We start from the raw sequence: 19863 nt of genomic DNA, 5'->3' as shown, positions 1-19863 counted from the left end.
GCCATATGCCTCCACTCTTTGCGCAGCCTGTACAGATGCCTGCCCGGTTAAGATTCCTCTCCATGACTTACTGAGGAAGCATCGTGAGGTCATCGTTGAAAAGGAAAAAATGGCGCCATTTTCAGAAAAGATGGCCATGAAAGCCTTCGGAATCGGTGCGGCCTCGCCTATGCTTTATAAGTTCGGCTCCAAAATGGCCCCATCCGCGATGTCTCCTTTTAAAACGGGGGATATCATCTCGAAAGGTCCGGGACCACTCAAAACTTGGACAGAAAGCCGCGAGTTCCCTGCTCCAGGGAAAGAGAGCTTTCGGGACTGGTTCAAAAATCGGGAAAAAGGAGGGAAACCATCATGATTGGAACCATCCATAATGAAGGGACATTTTTAAACAATATAGCCAAAAACCTTGGAAGGGCTCCGATTACGGAAGGCATCTCCGTTCCGGAATGGAAGCACGCACCCCAAAAAGAAGTTTTGAAACATGCGACACCAAATGACCTTGTCGCGGAATTGAAGGAGCAATGTAAACGGGTGCATACTCAGTTTCACGTTACCGACTCCAAGCAAGTGATGCATTGTTTAAAACAGGTGATCGAGGAACTTGGAAACGGATCCTTGATCATCCCTAAGGACGATCGATTTTCCGACTATGGATTGGAGGGTATCTTACAGGAAAAAGATGTCCATATATGGGATCACCAAGCCGGGAAAGAAAATATCGAAAAAGCGGAAAGTGCTAACATCGGAATCACATTCAGTGAGATGACACTAGCAGAATCAGCTACCGTCGTCCTGTTCAGCGACAAGGACCATGGCCGGTCCATCAGCTTCCTTCCTTCCTGCCATGTTTCCATCATTCCAAAAAGCACCATCGTTCCACGAATGACACAGGCTGCAGCGGCCATCCGTTCAAAAGTTACCCGCGGCGAAGTCGTTCCTTCCTGCATCAACTTCATAACGGGGCCGAGCAATTCGGCTGATATCGAAATGGACCTTGTCGTCGGCGTCCATGGTCCCATCAAAGCGGTCTATATAATCGTCGAAGATAAATAGAAATAAAGAAAAGAAAATGGAGAGGACCTGATTAGGCCTCTCCATTTTTAACTTTCTATATTACTCGTAAATGATCCGATCAACCGCTTCACGATCGAGGCGTTTGATCACTTCGACAATGAGCTTAACTGCATTCTCATAATCATCCCGGTGAAGCATTGCTGCGTGTGAATGAATGTAGCGTGTGGCAATCGTGATAGCCAGTGCAGGAACTCCATTTGCCGTTAAATGGATGGAGCCGGCATCCGTCCCGCCGCCAGGAATCGATTCATATTGATAAGGAATATTCATTTCATCAGCCGTGTCGGTGACGAAATCACGTAATCCCTTATGTGCCACCATCGATGAATCATAGATGACGATTTGCGGGCCTTCCCCCATCTTACTCATCGCTTCTTTTTCGGAAACCCCCGGTGTATCCCCAGCAATGCCGACATCGACGGCAAAACCGATATCCGGCTGAATTTTGAATGTGGATGTTTTGGAGCCACGCAGGCCGACCTCTTCTTGCACAGCGCCGATTCCATAAACTACATTAGGATGGTCGCTGTCTTTCAGCTGTTTAAGCACATCAATGGCGATTGCACAGCCAATTCGATTGTCCCAGGCTTTGGCGAGCAGCATCTTTTCATTATTCATGACCGTGAATTCAAAATATGGCACGACCATATCCCCTGGCTTGACGCCCCATTCCCTAGCCTCTTCTTTGCTGGATGCACCGATATCAATAAACATATCCTTAATATCAACCGGCTTCTTCCGCGCCTCCGCTGACAGGATGTGCGGCGGCTTGGAACCGATAATTCCAGTTAGATCACCTTTACTTGTAACGATCGTCACGCGCTGGGCCAGCATTACTTGTGACCACCAGCCCCCTACCGGCTGAAAACGCAAAAATCCTTTATCATCAATTTGGGTGATCATGAAACCGACCTCATCCATATGCCCGGTAACGATGATTTTCGGTCCGTTTTCATCACCCGTTTTCTTGGCAATCAAACTTCCCAGGCCATCTGTCGATATTTCATCCGCAAATGGTGTTATGTATTCGGCCATCACTTTTCTTACTTCACTTTCATTTCCTGCGATGCCTTTAGCATCCGTTAAGTCAGCAAGCATCCTTAACGTTTCATCCAATTTAGCCATTCCTATACCTCCCTATAACTTACATTACAAGAATAATTATACAGAAAACCGATTGCATAAACAATCAGTAGCCTTGCTTTTGCCTCTCGTAATTCACTTCATTTTTGCTTACATATGCTTTTTCCACATCCACTGCTGAAAATCCAAGCAACTCCCCTAAATGTAAATACGCAGCAAAAACCTTTTGGAAAGATGACTCTGTCAACTGTGTGCGAAATTCACTGATGTAGCCGTAAATAGCTGTAAATTGAACCGTCAAATCCTCCTGATCCACCTTGAAGGCGGATGGAACTTCCGGTACAAACCCCCGTTCGATTCCTAGAGACAAAATGAAATGAATGCCATCCACGTATTCAGCCAAAATCGTTTCTTTATCAGAAGGGCCTTTAAGACTCCAGAATTTAAAACATCTTGTTTCATTGGCAAGCTCTCCAAGCTCCACCAAAAGAGCAAGTATCTTCCGTTCCACTAAATCTTCAGCACCCAAATCATGCTTTGATTGTATATGCTCATCCAAAGCTGCCTGCATTTCCATTAATTTACCTATGTTCAATTTCATCACTTCTTTCTATCGACTTCCCCTAAATTATATCAAATAAATGAAACTTATTAAAAACCCATACGTAAATGAAGGGTATCACTCTGTTTAAGGAGGCAGCTCCATGGTATTGATCATGCGGTTCATTCTTTTGGCCCTCATCATTTTCTTAATATATACAGTCATCAAATACCTATTTAATCCGAAAAGAAAATTAGAACTGGCACATGAACAGAAAAAGTTCTTTCTGCTCGACGATACAGCCAATATACGAAAGAATTTTTTATTGACGTACAACGGGGTGATGTTTGAAGGGGAAAAGTATTTAGGGACGACGGATCGCTCCTTCGAGGTCATCTCCATCTTCATATGGCCTAAAAAAGTGGCAGGACTGAAAGGCTTGAAGCGAAATGATTTCTTGAAAATCGAGGCAGCCATAAAAAAACAATATCCGGATGCCGTTATTGATTGGAAGAGCCCGGTTAAGGAATTTTTGCAGGAATGAAAAAAACCAAACGTAATGAAGAGCCTTGAGAAAAATGGACTCAAGGCTCTACTTTAATCATCTGAACGAAAAAATTCCTTCCAAGGGACGACCGTTTGCTTCTCCCTCAATAAATATATCAATAAGGTTAAGGATAATAAAATGATGACGATCAGCGTTGGACTGAAATCTGCAATATAGTGGCCAAAAACCGTGTATACGAATGCTACAGGGAGATTGGTCATGAAGGACAGATAAAAATAATTTTTCAGCCCTTTATTGGATTCCAATAAGCAAAGCGACAGTAAGTAAAAGTGTATGAACGGGATTAGCCTCAGTACTGCAATTTGCCGACTATTCAGCTTTCTATTTCCAAACAGCTTATTCTTAAGCCGCAGCAGCCTATCCTTTGTTTTCGGAAATTTGCCTATCACGAAATAAAAGGCCATACTGGACAACGTCAAACCGATTACCGAATAGATGGTTCCAAAGGCTGCCCCGAATAATACTCCGCCAGACATGCAAACCACAATGACGGGAATGAATAAAAATTGCCTTAATAAATGAAAAGTGATAAAAATCAACGGTGCAAACACGCTTCCAGATTGAACGTAGCTCATCACAAGTGTCAGTTTATCATTCATGCTCTCCCTCCAGCTACTCATTGCTGCTTCTACAAGCATATACAATATACGGGCTACATATTACAATTGAATGAATATCTTGATCAATAAGGCCATCTGAAGAATCATCAGTATGGGCAGGCCCCACTTAAAAGCGGCATGCTTCGTCTTATGGCGGAATTGCTTCATCCCCAAATAGGCCCCGGTCCCTCCGCCTATGACCGCCCAAAACCAAAGTGTCCTTTCGCTGATCCGGTACTCCCCATTACGCGCTTTCCTTTTGTCGATTCCCATTAAGGCAAATCCGATGATGTTCGTGATGATCATATAAGCAGCAATGAACCATACTCCCTGCATTCCCATTTCCTCCTTTAAATATGTAAAAAGCCACCCTCTTGAAAAGAGAGTGGCTGTATCAGTCAGACTTATTTGTCTAATTGTTGTTTAGCAGCAGTTGCTAATTGAGCAAATGCTTGTTCGTCAGCAACAGCAAGATCAGCAAGCATTTTGCGGTTCACTTCGATACCAGCAAGCTTTAGACCATGCATTAAACGGCTGTAAGAAAGACCGTTGATGCGTGCTGCAGCGTTGATACGAGTGATCCAAAGTTTGCGGAAATCACGTTTCTTTTGACGACGGTCACGGAAAGCATAGTTTCCTGACTTCATTACTTGTTGGTTAGCTACTTTGAAAAGAATATGTTTCGCGCCATAGTAACCTTTAGCTAATTTTATTACCTTTTTACGACGTTTGCGAGTAACAGTACCGCCTTTTACACGTGGCATGTTATTTCCCTCCTATTTAACTCGATAAATCGAACTTATTTAATGTTGTCTAGCATATGACGAATACGTTTGAAGTCACCTTTGCTTACAAGGCTAGCTTTGCGAAGCTTACGCTTTTGCTTAGTAGATTTGTTAGCAAATAAATGGCTTGTGTAAGCGTTAGAACGCTTAAGTTTGCCGGATCCAGTCTTTTTGAAACGTTTAGCAGATCCGCGGTGAGTTTTCATTTTAGGCATAAGGTATTCCTCCTCATTACAAATTACTTTACAATTACTTTTCGTTTTTCGGTGCTAAGATAATGAACATGCTGCGTCCGTCCATTTTTGGGTGCTGCTCGATTGTAGCCACTTCTTTACATGCTTCAGAAAAACGAACGAGTACACGTTGACCAATTTCCTTATGCGTAATGGCACGTCCTTTGAATCGGATAGAAGCTTTTACTTTATCGCCTTTTTCAAGGAATTTAATACCGTTGCGAAGCTTCGTATTGAAATCATGTTCTTCAATCGTCGGGCTCAAACGAACCTCTTTCAGACTGATGACTTTTTGATTTTTACGTGCTTCCTTGTCTTTCTTTTGCTGCTCGAAGCGGTGTTTTCCGTAGTCCATGATCCGGGCTACCGGAGGCTTTGCATTTGCAGCAACTAAAACTAGATCAAGATTTACACGAGCGGCAATTTCCAATGCTTCGAATTTCGTTTTAATTCCAAGTTGTTCTCCGTTTTGGTCAATAAGACGAACTTCACGGGCTCGGATGCCCTCGTTTACCATCGCGTCTTTACTAATAGTTAGCCACCTCCAAAGATATTGGCGAATACGAATATTTGAATCAATTCGGTCACGCTCACAACTCGCTTACAGGATATAATCATAATAAAAAAGTGTGGATGCATGCTGCACCCACACTGATAGACTCATTCAGAAAGATCCAAATAATCAAATCATGACCTGTTAACTGCATTGTTTGCGTCAACCAGGTGAGAAGCGGGTGCTTCTTCTTTTCCTCAAACACGTATTCAATTCACTTTAGAAATATATCATAAACACTGATGACTTGTCAAATGCTAATTTATTCGTTTTTCACAACAAAATTAATATTATCAGACATTCAGTTATTTGACAATACGTTTTTTAAAGTAATTTGGACAAAAAATATTCATCATGATACTTTCCATCAAAAAAAAGTGATTCCCGCTTTATTCCTTCCTTTTCAAAACCCATCTTTCGATATAAGGAAAGCGCAGGGGCATTGTTTGCGATCACGGACAATTCCAAGCGCCGTATTTCTTTTGTCCGTGCATGCTCCTCCATTTTCTGAAATAGCTTCGTACCGATGCCTTTTCCTCTGTCCTGTTCATTGATGCCGATGACGATTTTGGCTGAGTGCCTCGTTCGGCCCATTTGATTGCCCAATAAGATTAGGTAACCCATCAACTCATGGCCGCTTCCAGCAACGAGGAAAAATGAAAGGGGATTTTTTTCGATTTGCTCCATTTGCTTTTCCATTTGTTCCCCCGTCGCTTTTCTTTCCCCAGGGTTGAACAGCATATACCCGGAATCTTCAACATGATTGAACAAAGCAGCCAAGTTACCCGCGTCTTTCCTTGAAGCCTTTCTTATCTCCATTTATCCCCAACCCCCTTTGGTTACAGTCTTTACTGATCGAAGCCAGCAAATGCTAGGAGTTTTCTTTCGCCTTTTTCTTTTTCTCGATGGTGTCCCAGGAAAATAGGACTATCCAAAAAAGCAGGACCGGGACAATGGCATATTGTCGATAATCATCCAATAACAATAAGATGATGATGACAAGGAATGTCGGTCCGAATAGATAAGAAAATTTCTTTTTCATGCTGACCCTCCTTTTCATTGCTGTACATATTTTCACATGATGGTATCATTTTATCATGCCATAATTATAAAGAGGGACACAACTATATGTGCCCCTCTTTGTGCTTTTAACGGCTCACTTCCGCCTTAATCGCTGAAACGAAATCTTCAAAAGCGATCGTTTCGGATTTTTGTTCACCGTATTTACGTACATTCACACTGCCTTCTTTGACTTCATTGTCACCAACAACAAGCATGTACGGGATTTTTTGCATTTGCGCTTCACGGATTTTATAACCGATTTTCTCGTCACGTGTATCCAGGTCGACACGAATGCCTTGCGCTTTAAGTTTCTCCTGTACTTCTTTCGCATAATCCAAGTGCACCTCAGGTGAGACCGGGATCACTTGTGCTTGGATAGGTGCAAGCCAAGTCGGGAATGCCCCCTTATATTCTTCGATCAAGTAAGCGACAAAACGTTCCATTGTGGAAACGACGCCACGGTGGATAACGACCGGACGGTGCTGCTTGCCGTCCTCACCGACGTAATTAAGATCAAAACGTTCAGGAAGCAAGAAATCAAGCTGAACAGTGGAAAGCGTTTCATCTTTCCCTAAGGCAGTACGTACCTGAACATCAAGCTTAGGACCATAGAATGCCGCTTCACCTTCCGCTTCAAAGTAATCCAGGCCAAGTTCATCCATGGCGACTTTTAACATGCCTTGTGCTTTTTCCCACATGTCATCATCATCGAAGTATTTTTCTGTATCCTGAGGATCGCGATAAGACAGTCTGAATGAATAATCCTTGATATCGAAATCTTTATATACTTCCAGAACGAGGTTCACAACGCGCTTGAACTCTTCTTTGATTTGGTCGGGACGGACGAAAATGTGCGCATCATTCAATGTCATTCCACGTACACGCTGAAGGCCTGAAAGGGCACCTGACATTTCATAGCGGTGCATCAAGCCTAGCTCGGCAATCCGAATTGGCAGTTCGCGATAGCTGTGGATACTGTTTTTATAGACCATCATGTGATGCGGACAGTTCATCGGACGCAGGACAAGCTGTTCGTTTTCCATCTCCATGGCAGGGAACATGCCGTCCTGGTAATGATCCCAGTGTCCAGATGTTTTATAAAGGTCCACGCTTCCCATTACAGGTGTGTAGACATGGTCATAGCCCAAACGTTCTTCCTTGTCCACGATGTATCTTTCGATCGTCCGACGGATGGTCGCACCTTTTGGCAACCACATCGGCAACCCTTGTCCCACTTTTTGTGAGCTCATGAACAAGTTCAATTCTTTGCCGATTTTACGATGGTCACGTTCTTTGGCTTCTTCAAGGAAACGCAGGTGTTCGGCCAAATCTTCTTTTTTATAGAAAGCCGTACCGTAAATACGTTGAAGCATTTTATTTTTGCTATCGCCTCTCCAGTATGCTCCAGCGATGCTCAATAGCTTGAACTCTTTGATTTTCCCCGTTGATGGAACATGAATTCCACGACAAAGGTCAAAGAATTCACCCTGCTCATAAAGCGTTACCTGCTGATCGGCAGGAATCGCATCGATCAACTCCAACTTATATTCGTCGCCGATTTCTTTAAAACGGGAAATCGCTTCATCACGACTCACTTCGATGCGGGAAATCTCCAAGTTTTCGTTGACGATTTTCTTCATTTCTTTTTCAATCAATGGAAGGTCTTCAGGAGTCAATGATTCCTCTAGATCCATATCATAGTAAAAGCCGCCCTCGATGACTGGACCCACTCCGAATTTAGCGTTTTTGTACAAACGTTTGATCGCTTGTGCCATCAAGTGTGCTGTACTGTGACGCAATACTTCAAGAGCATCCGCTGCGTCCTGTGTGACGATTTCGATTGTACCATCTTGTTCAATCGGACGTTTCAAATCATATAATTCACCATTGAATTTTCCGGCAATGGATTTTTTCCTTAAACCAGGACTGATGGATGCAGCGATGTCTTCAGTTGTTGTGCCTTTGGCAAACTCCTTAACCGCTCCGTCAGGAAAAGATATTTTCAGTAATTCTGACATTCAGTTTCACTCCTTCTTATTGTTCGGACAAATTACAGGTTTTTGATTCCATTACAACACAAAAAAGCCCGCCCCTGTATAAAACAGGGACGAGCTTAGTAATAAATATCATCAACCCGCGGTTCCACCCTCGTTCCAGCTTGCTTTTCACGGCAAAATGGCACTTGTAACTTGGTAACGGCAGCTTCCCGTCAGCTCATATTCGCAGAATGCCTGCTTTCCGAGCCGAAGTTTAAAGGTGGTAAGTGTTCCATGCGAATAGGAAGCTTACAGCCTGTTGGCTCCCCTCTCTGATAATCGGCGACTAGAATACCCTTGTCCTCATCATAACTTTTAGTTTTTTAATAGTATGTAGGAAATTATAATTTGTTATACGGTGAAAATCAAGGTTAATTTTCTTTTTTCCACGAAAGATCATTCAAATGCATCGAAAATGACGAAAGTGGCAAGATGGTCGCCCGTTCTTCGAAAATCCTTGAAATGGTCTGGATCAGCCCTTCTTCCTTATCATCGGTATAGATGCACAAGTTTTCAGGAGCAATCGATAAAAGCGGGGCAAGTATCACCGTATCGAGAAAAAGTGAACTTTTGGCAAGAAGCCTCCTGTCGATCATACTATTGATTTTTGGACGGTCGAGCTTGCTGAATTTCTGATCATAGAAATGAAAACCATCCCGGTTGACCAGGTGGAGCTTTCTTAATTTCGACTCCTGTCCATGCAGGCAATCACGGAGCGTGGCAATGAAATTTTGATAGTCCTGCTCCAGCTTGTATTCATCAATCGCCTTAACGACATACTTTTCCAAAGTGTGCTGAAATGATTTTAAACGGAAGGTCGTAAAAGAATCGAATGAAAAAGATACCTTTCCAGCCAAGATGCTTTGAAGTCCTTCCTCAATCGATCGTTTCTCCGTACTGAATGCTCCATCTTGATCCCTGGCTCTTTCCGCCTCGATGATCGATGATGCAATTTCAATGATGGCTTCAATTTCTTCCCGTTCCCTATAAAAAAATTTACCGACTATTATTTGCTCCAGAACAGGAATCGTCTTTTCTTCCAATAAAAAAGAATGAAATGCATCACGAAGCAGAATTAGCCATTTATCACCTGAAGACTTCGTCATATCCATATGCATGCCTTGTTGCGGAAGAAATCGAATGTATGCTTGAAATTCTGCCCCCAGTGGATGGACAGAAACGAAATTCAGTAATTTCATTGCCTCTGAATCGTTTTGAAACGAAATTTGCACTACGACATCCCCCCTTCCCCCTTGCCTCTTTGTTCATGTATATGGGGATGGGGACGTGTTTAGAAGTAGGATGAGCCTTGTAAAAGAAAAAAGTGACCTCCATTAAGAGACCACTTTCCTTCACCTTCTCCGATTCACGCCATCCAGCTTGACCGGCTCCGCTAAATATTGAATTCTTTCCATTATCCTGGCCGCCTTCACTTCTTCCTTCTCACCGCGCTGTGAAAAGGTTAGGTGGTTCTCCAGGCCATTCAGGTCAAAATTCGAAGTGAAAAACGTCGGCAGGTTTTCCAGCATCCTAAATTGCAAAATCGGACCAAAAACCTCATCGCGTCCCCAGCTCGTCATGGACTCCGCCCCAATATCATCCAGCATGAGGACAGGGGCCGTTTTCACCATCTCAATTTTTTCATTGACCGTATTATCACCTATCGATCCCTTAAGTTCCCGCAAGTAGTCAGGGACATAGACAATAAGGGAGGAAATTTGCCTTTCTGCAAGTTCATTGGCAATCGCACCTAATAAGTACGTTTTCCCAACACCGAATTTCCCATATATATATAAGCCTTTTTGCATTTTACCTGGCTCATATTCCATAATGAACGACATCGCCTTACTTAAAACACCCAAGCGTTTGTTTTCATTATCCGTTTGGGTAAAGTCCTCAATGGTCGCCTTTAAAATATCCTTCGGTACATACAGGCTGCGGATCAATTTTTCCCGTTTCCGCTTTTCATCCTCTGCCAATTTCCGCGGGCAGATTTCATAATTCAGGTTCAGGGCCTTCCCTTGAACCACCAATTTGGGATAATACCCTTGCATCATATTGATGCAGCCATTCAAGCTTGGACATTTATCACATTTATTGCTTTGTGAAGTGAACTCATAAAGCTTCCCCAAATTTTTATCAATCATTTCCTTCGTGACCGTCGAACTGTTGGCATTCAAAAATAACCGCACTTGTTCGTCTTCAAAAATCTCCTGCTTCAGCTTTTCATAACGCTGTTGAAATTGGTTTGTATTGGCCAATTTATTAAGGGATCTATTAATCTTTTCCATCGTTCATTTCACCTCCTGCTTTCCACTGCTTCCATTTCTCCTGAAGCTCGCGTTTCTGGGCATTCAATTCAGGGTGATCTGCATTCTGCTCCTGCTGTGCTTCTTCTTTCTTCTCAAGCCACTCCGGAACCACTTCTTCCCGTATCGCCTTTTTCCGGCCGCCCTTCGCAGCATTCCTGCTTCCTTGAGCCCAGTCCTGATATTTCCTATGTTCATTTTTAGCCAGTTCCATCGCCTCCACGACCGTAGAGACCTTCAGCCGTGCCCAATGGCCTGCCAGCTTTTCCACATAGCCCTTCGTGAACTTCATATCCGTTTTGAGCATGACGTATTCAATCAAGACATTGACGACACCCGGATTCAGCTTTTGATTGATCATCACTCCCTCAACCACTTTCAGATCACCGCTTGATGGCTCTGCACCGCCAGACAATTGCATCAGCCGCTCCCTCGGGGAAATCGTCTCCAAATGACGGATTAACTCTTGTTCCTGTGTTTTCGGTTCTTCTTTTTGTGTCCGTTCACGAATCGGCTGCACCCGATTGACTAGGGAAGGCATATCTGCCTGCCGTTCGATCTGATACCAGTCCCTTGCCGCCTTTCTGAGCACTTCCTCATCGATCTCATCATCCAATGAAACGGCATCCATTACTAGTTTTTGCATTTCCAGCGGATCAATGCCATATAAAAAAGCAAGTTTGGCAATCGTACTTTTTATTTTCGGAGTAAAGGCCTTTTTCGGTACGATCGAGGATTTCATCCCGGCAAATAAAAGGTCAAAATCAAATAAGTCGTCAAACCCCGATGGCTCGACGCCTTCCGTCCGATCGATGAATTGCTGCTCAGGCATCGGTTTCCATTCGTTTTTCGCTTCATCGGTTACATATAAAGAGTCCAGATGATCTGATGAGAATACTTCCGCAAAAGATTTAGTCACACCTTCATATTGATCGGTTAAGATATGATCATCACAAAAGAATCTCTTTAACCGGTTGAATTGCGCTTTGCCGATTTTTTTGTATAAGTAAATATTCAGCATTCCATCCGTGAAAAACTGCTGGGGCGAAAGCGGCGGGTTTAACTCATAGATGAATTCCTTCGTTTCATTTTTCGATTTCTTATATACATTCAACAGACCAATTCCTTCAAGTAAAAGGCGTGCTTCGTAAATATCACCTAACTTAAGGCCGATGGTATTCATTAATTGATAATGTGAGGAGATTTCCGACCATAGCCTGTTTTCCTCCAGCTCACTCCATAACGTCATATATAGGCTAATGCAAATAGGTCCAATAAGAGGTTGATATAGTCGGGTAAGTATTTTCCGATCATAATCATGAAGCAGCCCCGCAGATGAGACCAAATATGAATCCGCTGGGAGCAATTCTTGCCAATGCATTGACATCTCCATTCAAACCTTTCAAAAGATGTAGTGAAAAAAGAGCCAAAGTGAATCTTCAGCTCTACTTTCTTTCTTTATTTATTAAATCTTTCAATTCATCGATAAAGACATTGATATCTTTAAATTGTCGATAGACGGATGCGAACCTTACATAGGCAACCTCATCGACTTCCGCCAGCTTGTCCATTACCATTTCGCCGACATTGTCGCTTTTCACTTCCGATATGCCCTGGTTGCGCAGTTCTTTTTCTACATAACTGGTAATTTGCTCTAGTTCCTTCAAGGGAACCGGGCGTTTTTCGCAAGCCCTGATTAAGCCACGCAGGATTTTATCACGACTGAACTCTTCCCGTGTCCCGCCCTTTTTCACTACAATAAGCGGTGTTTCCTCCACCTTTTCAAATGTCGTGAATCGAAAACCACATGCCTCGCATTCACGGCGTCGTCGAATCGATTTACTTTCATCGACTGGCCTGGAATCGAGCACTCTTGTTCCGTTATATTGACATGATGGGCATTTCATCATTATCAGCTCCGTATTTTATGTAGGACTCCCCTATCTAAATGTTCCCCAAGGATTTACTTCTCTATCTTAATCTTATATTAAAAGGAACGGCCAGTACAAGTAAAAAGTGTAACTTCCAGCAGCAGGCACTTTTGTTCCGCCCTTGGAGCACCTTTGTCAAGGTCTTTGTGCTATAAGGCAATCCATAGCTATAATGTGAAGCAGGCTGCCGATTCATTGCATTAAAAAAGAGATGCACCCATGGCATCTCTGTGTATACGTGTTTTTTATAGGGCACTTATATTGGCTTTTTTCATTTGTACAGGACCTAAACCACGTGGTAATTCTATGTTTTCACGTGTTTGCGCATTCAAAGCTTCTGCAATATAATCTGCCGCAATATTCGGATCCAAGTTACCGCATGTATAGACATCGATGCTCGCATAGCCGTGTTCTGGAAAACTGTGAATCGTTAAGTGTGATTCAGAAATGATGACAACCCCGCTGACTCCTTGTGGAGCAAATTTGTGAAAGGCAACTTCTCGTACCTCTGCACCTGATTTCAAAGCAGCATCAACAAAAATCTTTTCAATTAAATCGATATTGTTCAGTTTTTCAAAGTCACAACCCCAAAGTTCAGAAATGACATGTCTGCCCATTGTTTCCATAGTGTAAGCTGTTTCCATATTAAGCTTCCCCCTTACCATGATTTAAAAATAAGTTCTGATAACTACCACGGGGGAAAGTTAGTCCAAAGAGGTCCTAACCCTTTAAGTAGCCATCATGCAAACCGCTTTTGAAGAAGTTCACGATTCATAGTATATATTGTTTGAATTTTTTTTGCAACTCCAAATTAAAATTTTGGAAAGATAACTTTATATGCAATAGGGCTATAGCGAAGGTTCCAATGTAAGGAAAATTCTGTTTTCCGGATTTATTCAGCGCCTTAAAATAGCCAGGAATTGATGGGGCACTGCATTAAAAATAGCCCGCTAAAAAATTTTAGCAGGCTCGATTTCTTTTCTTTATTTTACTGATAGTTCGACTTGGGAAGTTTTTTTCAACTCGGATCCCACCAATTTCACAAGGTCCACTACCCGGTTGGAGTAACCCCACTCATTATCATACCATGCAAGGACTTTCACTTTCCTGTCCCCAATCATCATTGTCGTCAAACCATCGATGATTGCAGAGTGAGGATTCGTTTTGAAATCACTGGAAACTAAAGGTTCCATCGTGAATTCCATAATTCCTTTGAGTTCATTTTCTGAAGCATCGATGAAGGCTTGGTTCACTTCATCAATCGTGACATCACGGTTTAAATCCACAACAAGATCGACTAGAGATACGTTAGGTGTCGGTACGCGAATCGCCATTCCATGAAGCTTGCCTTTTAATTGCGGCAACACTAGCGAGATGGCTTTTGCAGCTCCTGTAGTCGTAGGAATCATGCTTTCCGCAGCGGCACGGGCACGTCTTAAGTCTTTATGCGGGTTATCGATATTATTTTGATCATTTGTATAAGAATGTATCGTCGTCATTAAACCGTTGTTTATGCCGAATTTTTCATCAAGCACTTTTGCAACCGGTCCAAGACAGTTGGTTGTACAAGAAGCATTGGATATGACGAAATGCTTGTCAATTTCCAGCACTTCCTCATTTACACCCATTACAATGGTAACGTCTTCATTTTTACCCGGCGCTGATAAAATAACTCTTTTTGCTCCTGCATCTAAATGAAGAGCCGCTTTAGAACGATCATTGAATTTGCCCGTAGCTTCAATTACAATATCTATGTCCAACTCTTTCCAAGGCAATAGCTTTGGATCGCGGTTATTTATTAATTTTACCCGGCGGCCATTCACTACTAGTGAATCATCTTCCGCTATAATGATACCGTCGAATTTACCATGTATCGTATCATATTTTAGTAAGTGTGCTAAAGTTTCAGCTGGATAGCTTGCATTAATGGCAACAATGTCCAAACCCTCATCTAATATGGCCTTTCGGAAAACCATTCTTCCAATTCTCCCAAACCCGTTAATCGCTATTCTTGAATTCATTGTTCGGACCCTCCAGAAAATATTAGTGTTATACTTATTACCTTCCACATGTAATTAGTATAACATAATTCAAAGGAATTGTGCTAATAAAAATGCGGATTGTGTTTATTTTTTCAACACAAAAAGAAGAAACCGGGTGGTTTCTTCTTTTTTATCATAATTATATGACATGCCAATCGCGAAGTATGGACTTCACTTGCCTCTTGGTTTCATTAATGTCCCCATTATTGTCGACAATGGCATCCGCTAAAGCCTTTTTATCGGCCAAAGGCATTTGCGAATTGATCCTGGCTAGTGCCTCCGTCTCCGAAAGACCATTCCTGTTCATTAATCGCTGCAATTGAACTTGCTCATCCACATAGATCAAAAGCGTCTTTTCCACCATGAATGTCAGCTTACTTTCGAATAGGAGCGGAATATCCATGAACACCGTTTCTTCCCCTGATGATAGTGCCTCTTCCGTTTTGAGGCGCATCCATTTCCTGACGGCTGGATGCACGATGCCATTCAATAGCAATCTCTTTTCCTGATCATTAAATATGATCGACCCGAGCTTTACGCGATCTATATTCCCATCCGGCAATAAGATATCTTCACCAAATGCCTTCACAACTTGATGATAGGCTTCTTCACCCGGCTCAACGACGGCACGGGAAGCCAGATCTGCATCGACAATCGTGAATCCGAGTTCCTGTAAATAAAGGCTGACGGTGCTTTTCCCACTGGCGATGCCCCCCGTGATTCCAATGATTTGTCCCATAAGCTCCCCCTTTTAACCATGTATCATAACTTGAATATACCGATGATAATCAACAGTACACCTGGTAGAAACGTCAATCGCTGGACAACTTTATTATTTGAAAGCAATTTCCCGCTTTGAAGCCCGCTCCAAATGAAAATTGAACTCATAACAGCGATGCACCCTGCAAGGATAATCGGTGAAATGCCGATCATAGCCGCGCCAACTCCGGCCCCGAACGCATCCAGCGAAAGTGCAAATCCCAGAACAAGCGCTTCAACACCCGTAATCGTACCTGATTTATCAAAATCGGCATTCAATGGTTTTTGTAAAATATTAATGACTACCCCAAGTGATTTAATTTCAAAATTAAAGATGATCTTTTCATGATATCTATCATCTTTCAAATCTTTTTCAGGCTTAAAATACTGGTATACCATCCAGGCACCAAGGAAAATGAGGATGATGCCACCCGTTTTTTCAGCCGCCCCGACCGATATGAGCTGACTGATGAATTGTCCGATGACCATCGCAATACCTAAACTCAAGGCAGAACAAAACGAGATGACCGCTATTGACCTTAAGGGGATTTTCATCTTCCGCATACCGAATGTCATACCTACGCCAAATCCGTCAATACTAACTGCAAAAGCGAGAAAAATAATTTGTAGCCACATCGGAATAATACTCCTTCCCTACTCGTTGCTACCCTAGTATATGGATGGAGCCCATCCGATGTGTTTGAAAAAACATTACCTATTTTAACGGCTGGCATGACGGGCAAATATGTGTGCCGCGTCCTGCAACGACCAGTTTTTCAAGTGGCGTGCCGCATGTTTTGCAGTTCTCGCCTTTTCGTCCATAAACATTAAGTTCCAACTGAAACATGCCGATTTGCCCTTGGGAATTAATGTATGATCGAATCGTACTCCCGCCTTTTTCCACAGCTTCACCTAACGTCGCGATGATTTCTGCATGCAACGTTTTGATTTCCTGCAACGAGAGTGAAGAAGCGATTCTCTCCGGATGGATACCGGAACGGAATAACGACTCGTCTACATATATATTCCCAATCCCGACGACAACCGTTTGATCAAGGAGAACGGGCTTGATTTTCCTGTTGGTTCTTGCCAACTTGCCACTTAGCCCCTCGACAGTAAAATCTTCAGACAACGGTTCAGGCCCTAAATGCAACAGTGGCAGCCGCTCGAGTTCTTCCCCTTTGGCAAATAGATGCATCGTTCCGAATTTCCGGACATCCCTGTACCTGAGTTCACTGCCATCCGTGAAAGTGAAGATCACATGGGTATGCTTATCATACGGCTCTTCTTTTGGATGCACGCCGTATTTCCCTTCCATTCTTAAATGCGAAACCAATGAATAATCATCCAAGGTGAAAATGAGGAACTTGCCCCGACGACCTATTCCCGTAATCGTCTGTCCCCTTAAAGCATCCTGAAACTGTTCGACAGGTTCAGGCGCTTTTATGATCTTTGGCCAGAAGACTGACACTTCCTTGATTTCTTTTCCGAGCACGAGCTGCTCTAACGTTCTTCTGACTGTTTCCACTTCTGGAAGTTCTGGCATTGCAATCACCTATCTTTTATTATTTGGCATCAAACCATGTTGGCCCAAAAGCATAATCCACTTTAAGGGGCACGTTCAGTTCAATGGCATTTTCCATTTCCTCCGGAACGATCACTTTAAGGATTTCGAGTTCCTCGGGAGGCGTTTCAAAAATCAATTCATCATGCACCTGCAGAAGCATTCTCGTTTTAAGACCTTCCCGTTTCAGGCGCTTACTCATGTTTATCATGGCTAGCTTGATGATATCCGCGGCACTGCCTTGAATCGGCGTATTCATCGCTGTCCGTTCGGCAAAGCTCCTGATGTTGAAATTCCTGCTTGTTATCTCAGGTATATAGCGCCTTCTTTGCATCAGAGTCGTGCTATATCCTTTTTGACGGGCCTCATGTATGCTTTCTTCCATATATTCCTGAACACCAGGAAAGCTTCTTAAATACTTCTCGATGAACTCTCCCGCTTCTTTTCTCGTGATGCCGAGACTTTGCGATAGCCCGTAGTCACTTATACCATAAACGATTCCGAAGTTGACCGCTTTGGCATGGCGCCTCATGTTCGCCGTGACTTGGTCTGCCGGTACGTGGAATACATCCATGGCTGTCCTTGTATGGATGTCCATCCCGGCCTGGAATGCTTCCACCAATCCGCTGTCATTGGCGATATGCGCCAGGACGCGTAACTCGATCTGTGAGTAATCGGCAGCAAAAATGATCCAATCCTTTTCGGAAGGAATGAAGGCCTGCCTGATTTTCCTGCCTTCTTCCAGTCTGATCGGGATATTCTGCAGATTGGGATCTGTAGAACTTAACCGGCCCGTCTGGGTCAATGCTTGGTTGAACCGGGTGTGCACCTTGTCCGTTTTGCCATTGACCACTTTAAGCAACCCTTCAATATAAGTTGATTGCAACTTACCAAGCTGGCGATATAGCAATATCTCCTTAACGATATCATGCTTGCTCTCCAGTTTTTCCAGCACATCGGCTGAAGTCGAATAACCAGTTTTGGTTTTCTTCATGACTGGAAGCTCCAACTTTTCAAACAGGATGGCCCCGAGCTGTTTAGGTGAATTGATATTGAACGCCTCTCCAGCCAAATCAAAAATTCGGGCTTCGATGTTTCTTAAGCGAACGGCTAACTCCTGTCCCATGTTTTTCAATCTGCCTATATCCACCTTGATTCCCTGCCATTCCATATTGGCCAGAATGATCGACAGTGGCAGCTCCAGTTCCGTAAACAGGTGAAATTGCTCGAACTCTTGCAGCTTATCGATCATCGGTTCTTTCAGAGAAAGGATCGCCTTCGATTTTCTGGCGATATGCTCCCTCAATTCCGCTTCCTCAGGTATTTTGCGTTTTGCACCTTTTCCATAAAAAACATCATCTGTTTCAAGACGGGTCGTACCTTGAGTTTTCGTGATTTCTGCCACTTCGTCCACTGACTCTGCGGGATTCAGGATATAGGATGCCAAAAATACATCAAAATCGATGCCTTTTATTTCGACTCCCCGATGACGCAGTGCCACAACCGTACGCTTCGCATCGAAAACCGTTTTCTTTTTTGTTTCATCCTCCGCCCAGGATTTAAATGCCCCGGAACTCAGAGCATCATCCCCATTGAAGTAAAAATTACCTTGTTCATTACTGATGGCGATTCCCCTAATATCGGCATGATGATAATTATCTTCTAAAATCTCAACATATAAGGCACTTTCATCCGCAAACATTGCTTCTGTCATTTCGGACGTGTGCACTTCTATCTTCTCCTGTTCAAGCGGTGCACTTTCCGTTACATCCAATTTATCGAGCAAAGTCGAAAACCCAAGCTCCTTATAGAATGAGATGACTCGATCCTGATCCATGCCAGTGTACTCGGTCTCGTTTACGGAAACTTCAAGCGGCGCTTCCCTCGTTATCGTAGCCAGCTCTTTGCTCAATAGGGCCAGGTCTCTGTGTTCTTCTATTTTCTCTTTCAATTTTTGTCCGCTTACCTCATCAATCGACTGCAGAAGGTTTTCAACCGTTTCGAATTGATGCAATAATTTAAGGGCAGTCTTTTCACCTACACCCGGAATACCGGGAATATTGTCGGAAGCATCTCCCATCAACCCTTTTAAATCAATGATTTGCAAAGGGGATAGGCCGTATTTTTCATGTATATGCTTTGGAGTGTATTCCTCAATTTCAGTAATCCCCTTTTTCGTGATGGAAACCGTCGTACTAGGGGAGGATAGTTGTGTTAAATCCTTATCACCTGAAATGACCTTCACTTCAAAACCATCTTTTTCCGCTTGTAAAGACAGCGTACCGATAATATCATCGGCTTCGTAGTTCTCCAGTTCATACCTTTTTATTTGAAAACAATCAAGCAGTTCGCGAATGAAAGGGAATTGCTCCGATAGTTCCGGAGGCGTTTTTTGGCGCCCGCCCTTATATTCTTTAAATGATGCATGTCTGAATGTCGTTTTACCCGCATCGAATGCCACAAGTATGTGCGTTGGCTTTTCTTCTTCAAGAATGCGATTGAGCATCATGGTGAATCCGTACACGGAATTCGTATGGACCCCCTTATCATTATTCAAGAGCGGAAGCGCAAAAAACGCACGGTATGCAATGCTGTTTCCATCTATAAGTACTAACTTTTTATCCAAATCCGTCTTCCTCCAGTCATACAGGTTTATGTAGTTATAGCTTCTATATAAAAACGCAAAAAAGCCGTTCATTTTCTTTCTCTATTCTACCATGAGTA

General features: G+C 43.1%; 23 protein-coding genes and 1 other annotated feature. Of the genes, 3 read left to right on the top strand and 20 right to left on the bottom strand.

Going from position 1 to position 19863, the window contains the following annotated elements:
* The coding region (locus tag ACFVSH_RS05610; RefSeq protein ID WP_387705212.1) for a lactate utilisation protein LutB domain-containing protein at positions 1-355 on the top strand (355 nt) is incomplete at its 5' end.
* Positions 349-1053, top strand: a complete 705-nt coding sequence (locus ACFVSH_RS05605) for a LutC/YkgG family protein (RefSeq protein ID WP_387602637.1) — start codon at positions 349-351, stop codon at positions 1051-1053. The genes ACFVSH_RS05610 and ACFVSH_RS05605, both read left to right, overlap by 7 nt.
* 60 nt (positions 1054-1113) lie before the next feature.
* Here the strand turns inward: ACFVSH_RS05605 and ACFVSH_RS05600 are convergent, their stop codons facing one another.
* Positions 1114-2199: a M42 family metallopeptidase gene (locus ACFVSH_RS05600; protein ID WP_387705210.1), complete on the bottom strand. Its 1086-nt coding sequence runs from the start codon at positions 2197-2199 to the stop codon at positions 1114-1116.
* Positions 2200-2263: 64 nt separating this feature from the next.
* The gene (locus tag ACFVSH_RS05595) at positions 2264-2758 is read right to left on the bottom strand and encodes a dUTP diphosphatase (RefSeq protein WP_387602467.1); all 495 of its coding nucleotides are present in this window, start codon (positions 2756-2758) and stop codon (positions 2264-2266) included.
* Positions 2759-2861: 103 nt separating this feature from the next.
* Between ACFVSH_RS05595 and ACFVSH_RS05590 the strand changes: the two genes are divergently transcribed.
* Positions 2862-3242 (top strand): sigma-w pathway protein ysdB, encoded by a 381-nt coding sequence (locus ACFVSH_RS05590; protein WP_387602464.1) that lies wholly within the window; start codon positions 2862-2864, stop codon positions 3240-3242.
* 53 nt (positions 3243-3295) lie between these two features.
* Here ACFVSH_RS05590 and ACFVSH_RS05585 read toward each other — a convergent pair whose 3' ends face one another.
* From ACFVSH_RS05585 to polA, 18 genes are all read right to left on the bottom strand, one after another.
* On the bottom strand, positions 3296-3865 hold the full coding sequence (locus tag ACFVSH_RS05585; protein ID WP_034309063.1) for a TVP38/TMEM64 family protein: 570 nt from the start codon (positions 3863-3865) through the stop codon (positions 3296-3298).
* A gap of 60 nt (positions 3866-3925) precedes the next feature.
* Positions 3926-4201, bottom strand: coding sequence for a DUF1294 domain-containing protein (locus ACFVSH_RS05580; protein WP_387705208.1), 276 nt, complete (start codon positions 4199-4201; stop codon positions 3926-3928).
* 68 nt (positions 4202-4269) lie between these two features.
* The gene (gene rplT / locus ACFVSH_RS05575; protein ID WP_034309067.1) at positions 4270-4629 is read right to left on the bottom strand and encodes a 50S ribosomal protein L20; all 360 of its coding nucleotides are present in this window, start codon (positions 4627-4629) and stop codon (positions 4270-4272) included.
* Positions 4630-4664: 35 nt separating this feature from the next.
* Entirely contained in the window at positions 4665-4865 is a 201-nt protein-coding gene (gene rpmI / locus ACFVSH_RS05570) for a 50S ribosomal protein L35 (protein WP_034309070.1), read from the bottom strand.
* 34 nt (positions 4866-4899) lie between these two features.
* A complete protein-coding gene (gene infC, locus ACFVSH_RS05565) occupies positions 4900-5400 on the bottom strand; it encodes a translation initiation factor IF-3 (protein ID WP_034309072.1) in 501 nt (166 codons plus the stop codon).
* Between the two features lie 98 nt (positions 5401-5498).
* Positions 5499-5635, bottom strand: a sequence feature (ribosomal protein L20 leader region).
* 125 nt (positions 5636-5760) lie between these two features.
* Positions 5761-6255: a GNAT family N-acetyltransferase gene (locus ACFVSH_RS05560; RefSeq protein WP_387705206.1), complete on the bottom strand. Its 495-nt coding sequence runs from the start codon at positions 6253-6255 to the stop codon at positions 5761-5763.
* A 52-nt stretch (positions 6256-6307) separates the two neighbouring features.
* A complete protein-coding gene (locus ACFVSH_RS05555; RefSeq protein WP_179085987.1) occupies positions 6308-6478 on the bottom strand; it encodes a hypothetical protein in 171 nt (56 codons plus the stop codon).
* A gap of 106 nt (positions 6479-6584) precedes the next feature.
* Complete coding sequence (gene thrS, locus ACFVSH_RS05550; RefSeq protein WP_387705204.1) at positions 6585-8516, bottom strand: threonine--tRNA ligase; 1932 nt, start codon at positions 8514-8516, stop codon at positions 6585-6587.
* A 389-nt stretch (positions 8517-8905) separates the two neighbouring features.
* Positions 8906-9766: a sporulation protein YtxC gene (gene ytxC, locus ACFVSH_RS05545; protein ID WP_387602452.1), complete on the bottom strand. Its 861-nt coding sequence runs from the start codon at positions 9764-9766 to the stop codon at positions 8906-8908.
* 120 nt (positions 9767-9886) lie between these two features.
* Entirely contained in the window at positions 9887-10825 is a 939-nt protein-coding gene (gene dnaI / locus ACFVSH_RS05540; protein ID WP_260285386.1) for a primosomal protein DnaI, read from the bottom strand.
* Positions 10812-12224, bottom strand: coding sequence for a replication initiation and membrane attachment family protein (locus ACFVSH_RS05535; RefSeq protein ID WP_387602449.1), 1413 nt, complete (start codon positions 12222-12224; stop codon positions 10812-10814). The genes dnaI and ACFVSH_RS05535 overlap by 14 nt, the downstream gene beginning before the upstream one ends.
* Positions 12225-12288: 64 nt before the next feature.
* Entirely contained in the window at positions 12289-12750 is a 462-nt protein-coding gene (gene nrdR, locus ACFVSH_RS05530; protein WP_057911467.1) for a transcriptional regulator NrdR, read from the bottom strand.
* A gap of 269 nt (positions 12751-13019) precedes the next feature.
* On the bottom strand, positions 13020-13400 hold the full coding sequence (gene speD / locus ACFVSH_RS05525; protein WP_034311443.1) for an adenosylmethionine decarboxylase: 381 nt from the start codon (positions 13398-13400) through the stop codon (positions 13020-13022).
* Positions 13401-13757: 357 nt separating this feature from the next.
* Entirely contained in the window at positions 13758-14795 is a 1038-nt protein-coding gene (locus tag ACFVSH_RS05520; RefSeq protein WP_387602446.1) for a glyceraldehyde-3-phosphate dehydrogenase, read from the bottom strand.
* Positions 14796-14955: 160 nt separating this feature from the next.
* Positions 14956-15555, bottom strand: a complete 600-nt coding sequence (gene coaE, locus ACFVSH_RS05515) for a dephospho-CoA kinase (protein WP_387602443.1) — start codon at positions 15553-15555, stop codon at positions 14956-14958.
* Between the two features lie 23 nt (positions 15556-15578).
* Positions 15579-16211 (bottom strand): sporulation membrane protein YtaF, encoded by a 633-nt coding sequence (ytaF, locus tag ACFVSH_RS05510; protein WP_260285389.1) that lies wholly within the window; start codon positions 16209-16211, stop codon positions 15579-15581.
* Between the two features lie 79 nt (positions 16212-16290).
* On the bottom strand, positions 16291-17121 hold the full coding sequence (gene mutM, locus ACFVSH_RS05505; RefSeq protein WP_260285391.1) for a DNA-formamidopyrimidine glycosylase: 831 nt from the start codon (positions 17119-17121) through the stop codon (positions 16291-16293).
* Between the two features lie 19 nt (positions 17122-17140).
* Positions 17141-19765, bottom strand: coding sequence for a DNA polymerase I (gene polA / locus ACFVSH_RS05500; RefSeq protein WP_387705202.1), 2625 nt, complete (start codon positions 19763-19765; stop codon positions 17141-17143).
* Positions 19766-19863 lie beyond the last annotated feature (98 nt).

The organism is Peribacillus sp. NPDC058002, assembly GCF_042886655.1.
Taxonomy (GTDB): domain Bacteria; phylum Bacillota; class Bacilli; order Bacillales; family DSM-1321; genus Peribacillus; species Peribacillus aracenensis.
This window is presented reverse-complemented; position numbering and strand designations above follow the sequence as displayed.

Bases quoted from the DNA above. Each gene is read 5' to 3' on its own strand.
- ACFVSH_RS05595 (WP_387602467.1), bottom strand. From the start codon at position 2,758: ATGAAATTGAACATAGGTAAATTAATGGAAATGCAGGCAGCTTTGGAT.
- coaE (WP_387602443.1), bottom strand. From the start codon at position 15,555: ATGGGACAAATCATTGGAATCACGGGGGGCATCGCCAGTGGGAAAAGC.
- rpmI (WP_034309070.1), bottom strand. From the start codon at position 4,865: ATGCCTAAAATGAAAACTCACCGCGGATCTGCTAAACGTTTCAAAAAG.
- rplT (WP_034309067.1), bottom strand. From the start codon at position 4,629: ATGCCACGTGTAAAAGGCGGTACTGTTACTCGCAAACGTCGTAAAAAG.
- nrdR (WP_057911467.1), bottom strand. From the start codon at position 12,750: ATGAAATGCCCATCATGTCAATATAACGGAACAAGAGTGCTCGATTCC.
- ACFVSH_RS05535 (WP_387602449.1), bottom strand. From the start codon at position 12,224: ATGCATTGGCAAGAATTGCTCCCAGCGGATTCATATTTGGTCTCATCT.
- speD (WP_034311443.1), bottom strand. From the start codon at position 13,400: ATGGAAACAATGGGCAGACATGTCATTTCTGAACTTTGGGGTTGTGAC.
- ACFVSH_RS05520 (WP_387602446.1), bottom strand. From the start codon at position 14,795: ATGAATTCAAGAATAGCGATTAACGGGTTTGGGAGAATTGGAAGAATG.
- infC (WP_034309072.1), bottom strand. From the start codon at position 5,400: ATGGTAAACGAGGGCATCCGAGCCCGTGAAGTTCGTCTTATTGACCAA.
- ACFVSH_RS05590 (WP_387602464.1), top strand. From the start codon at position 2,862: ATGGTATTGATCATGCGGTTCATTCTTTTGGCCCTCATCATTTTCTTA.
- ACFVSH_RS05560 (WP_387705206.1), bottom strand. From the start codon at position 6,255: ATGGAGATAAGAAAGGCTTCAAGGAAAGACGCGGGTAACTTGGCTGCT.
- mutM (WP_260285391.1), bottom strand. From the start codon at position 17,121: ATGCCAGAACTTCCAGAAGTGGAAACAGTCAGAAGAACGTTAGAGCAG.
- thrS (WP_387705204.1), bottom strand. From the start codon at position 8,516: ATGTCAGAATTACTGAAAATATCTTTTCCTGACGGAGCGGTTAAGGAG.
- ACFVSH_RS05555 (WP_179085987.1), bottom strand. From the start codon at position 6,478: ATGAAAAAGAAATTTTCTTATCTATTCGGACCGACATTCCTTGTCATC.
- dnaI (WP_260285386.1), bottom strand. From the start codon at position 10,825: ATGGAAAAGATTAATAGATCCCTTAATAAATTGGCCAATACAAACCAA.
- ACFVSH_RS05600 (WP_387705210.1), bottom strand. From the start codon at position 2,199: ATGGCTAAATTGGATGAAACGTTAAGGATGCTTGCTGACTTAACGGAT.
- ACFVSH_RS05585 (WP_034309063.1), bottom strand. From the start codon at position 3,865: ATGAATGATAAACTGACACTTGTGATGAGCTACGTTCAATCTGGAAGC.
- ACFVSH_RS05580 (WP_387705208.1), bottom strand. From the start codon at position 4,201: ATGCAGGGAGTATGGTTCATTGCTGCTTATATGATCATCACGAACATC.
- ytaF (WP_260285389.1), bottom strand. From the start codon at position 16,211: ATGTGGCTACAAATTATTTTTCTCGCTTTTGCAGTTAGTATTGACGGA.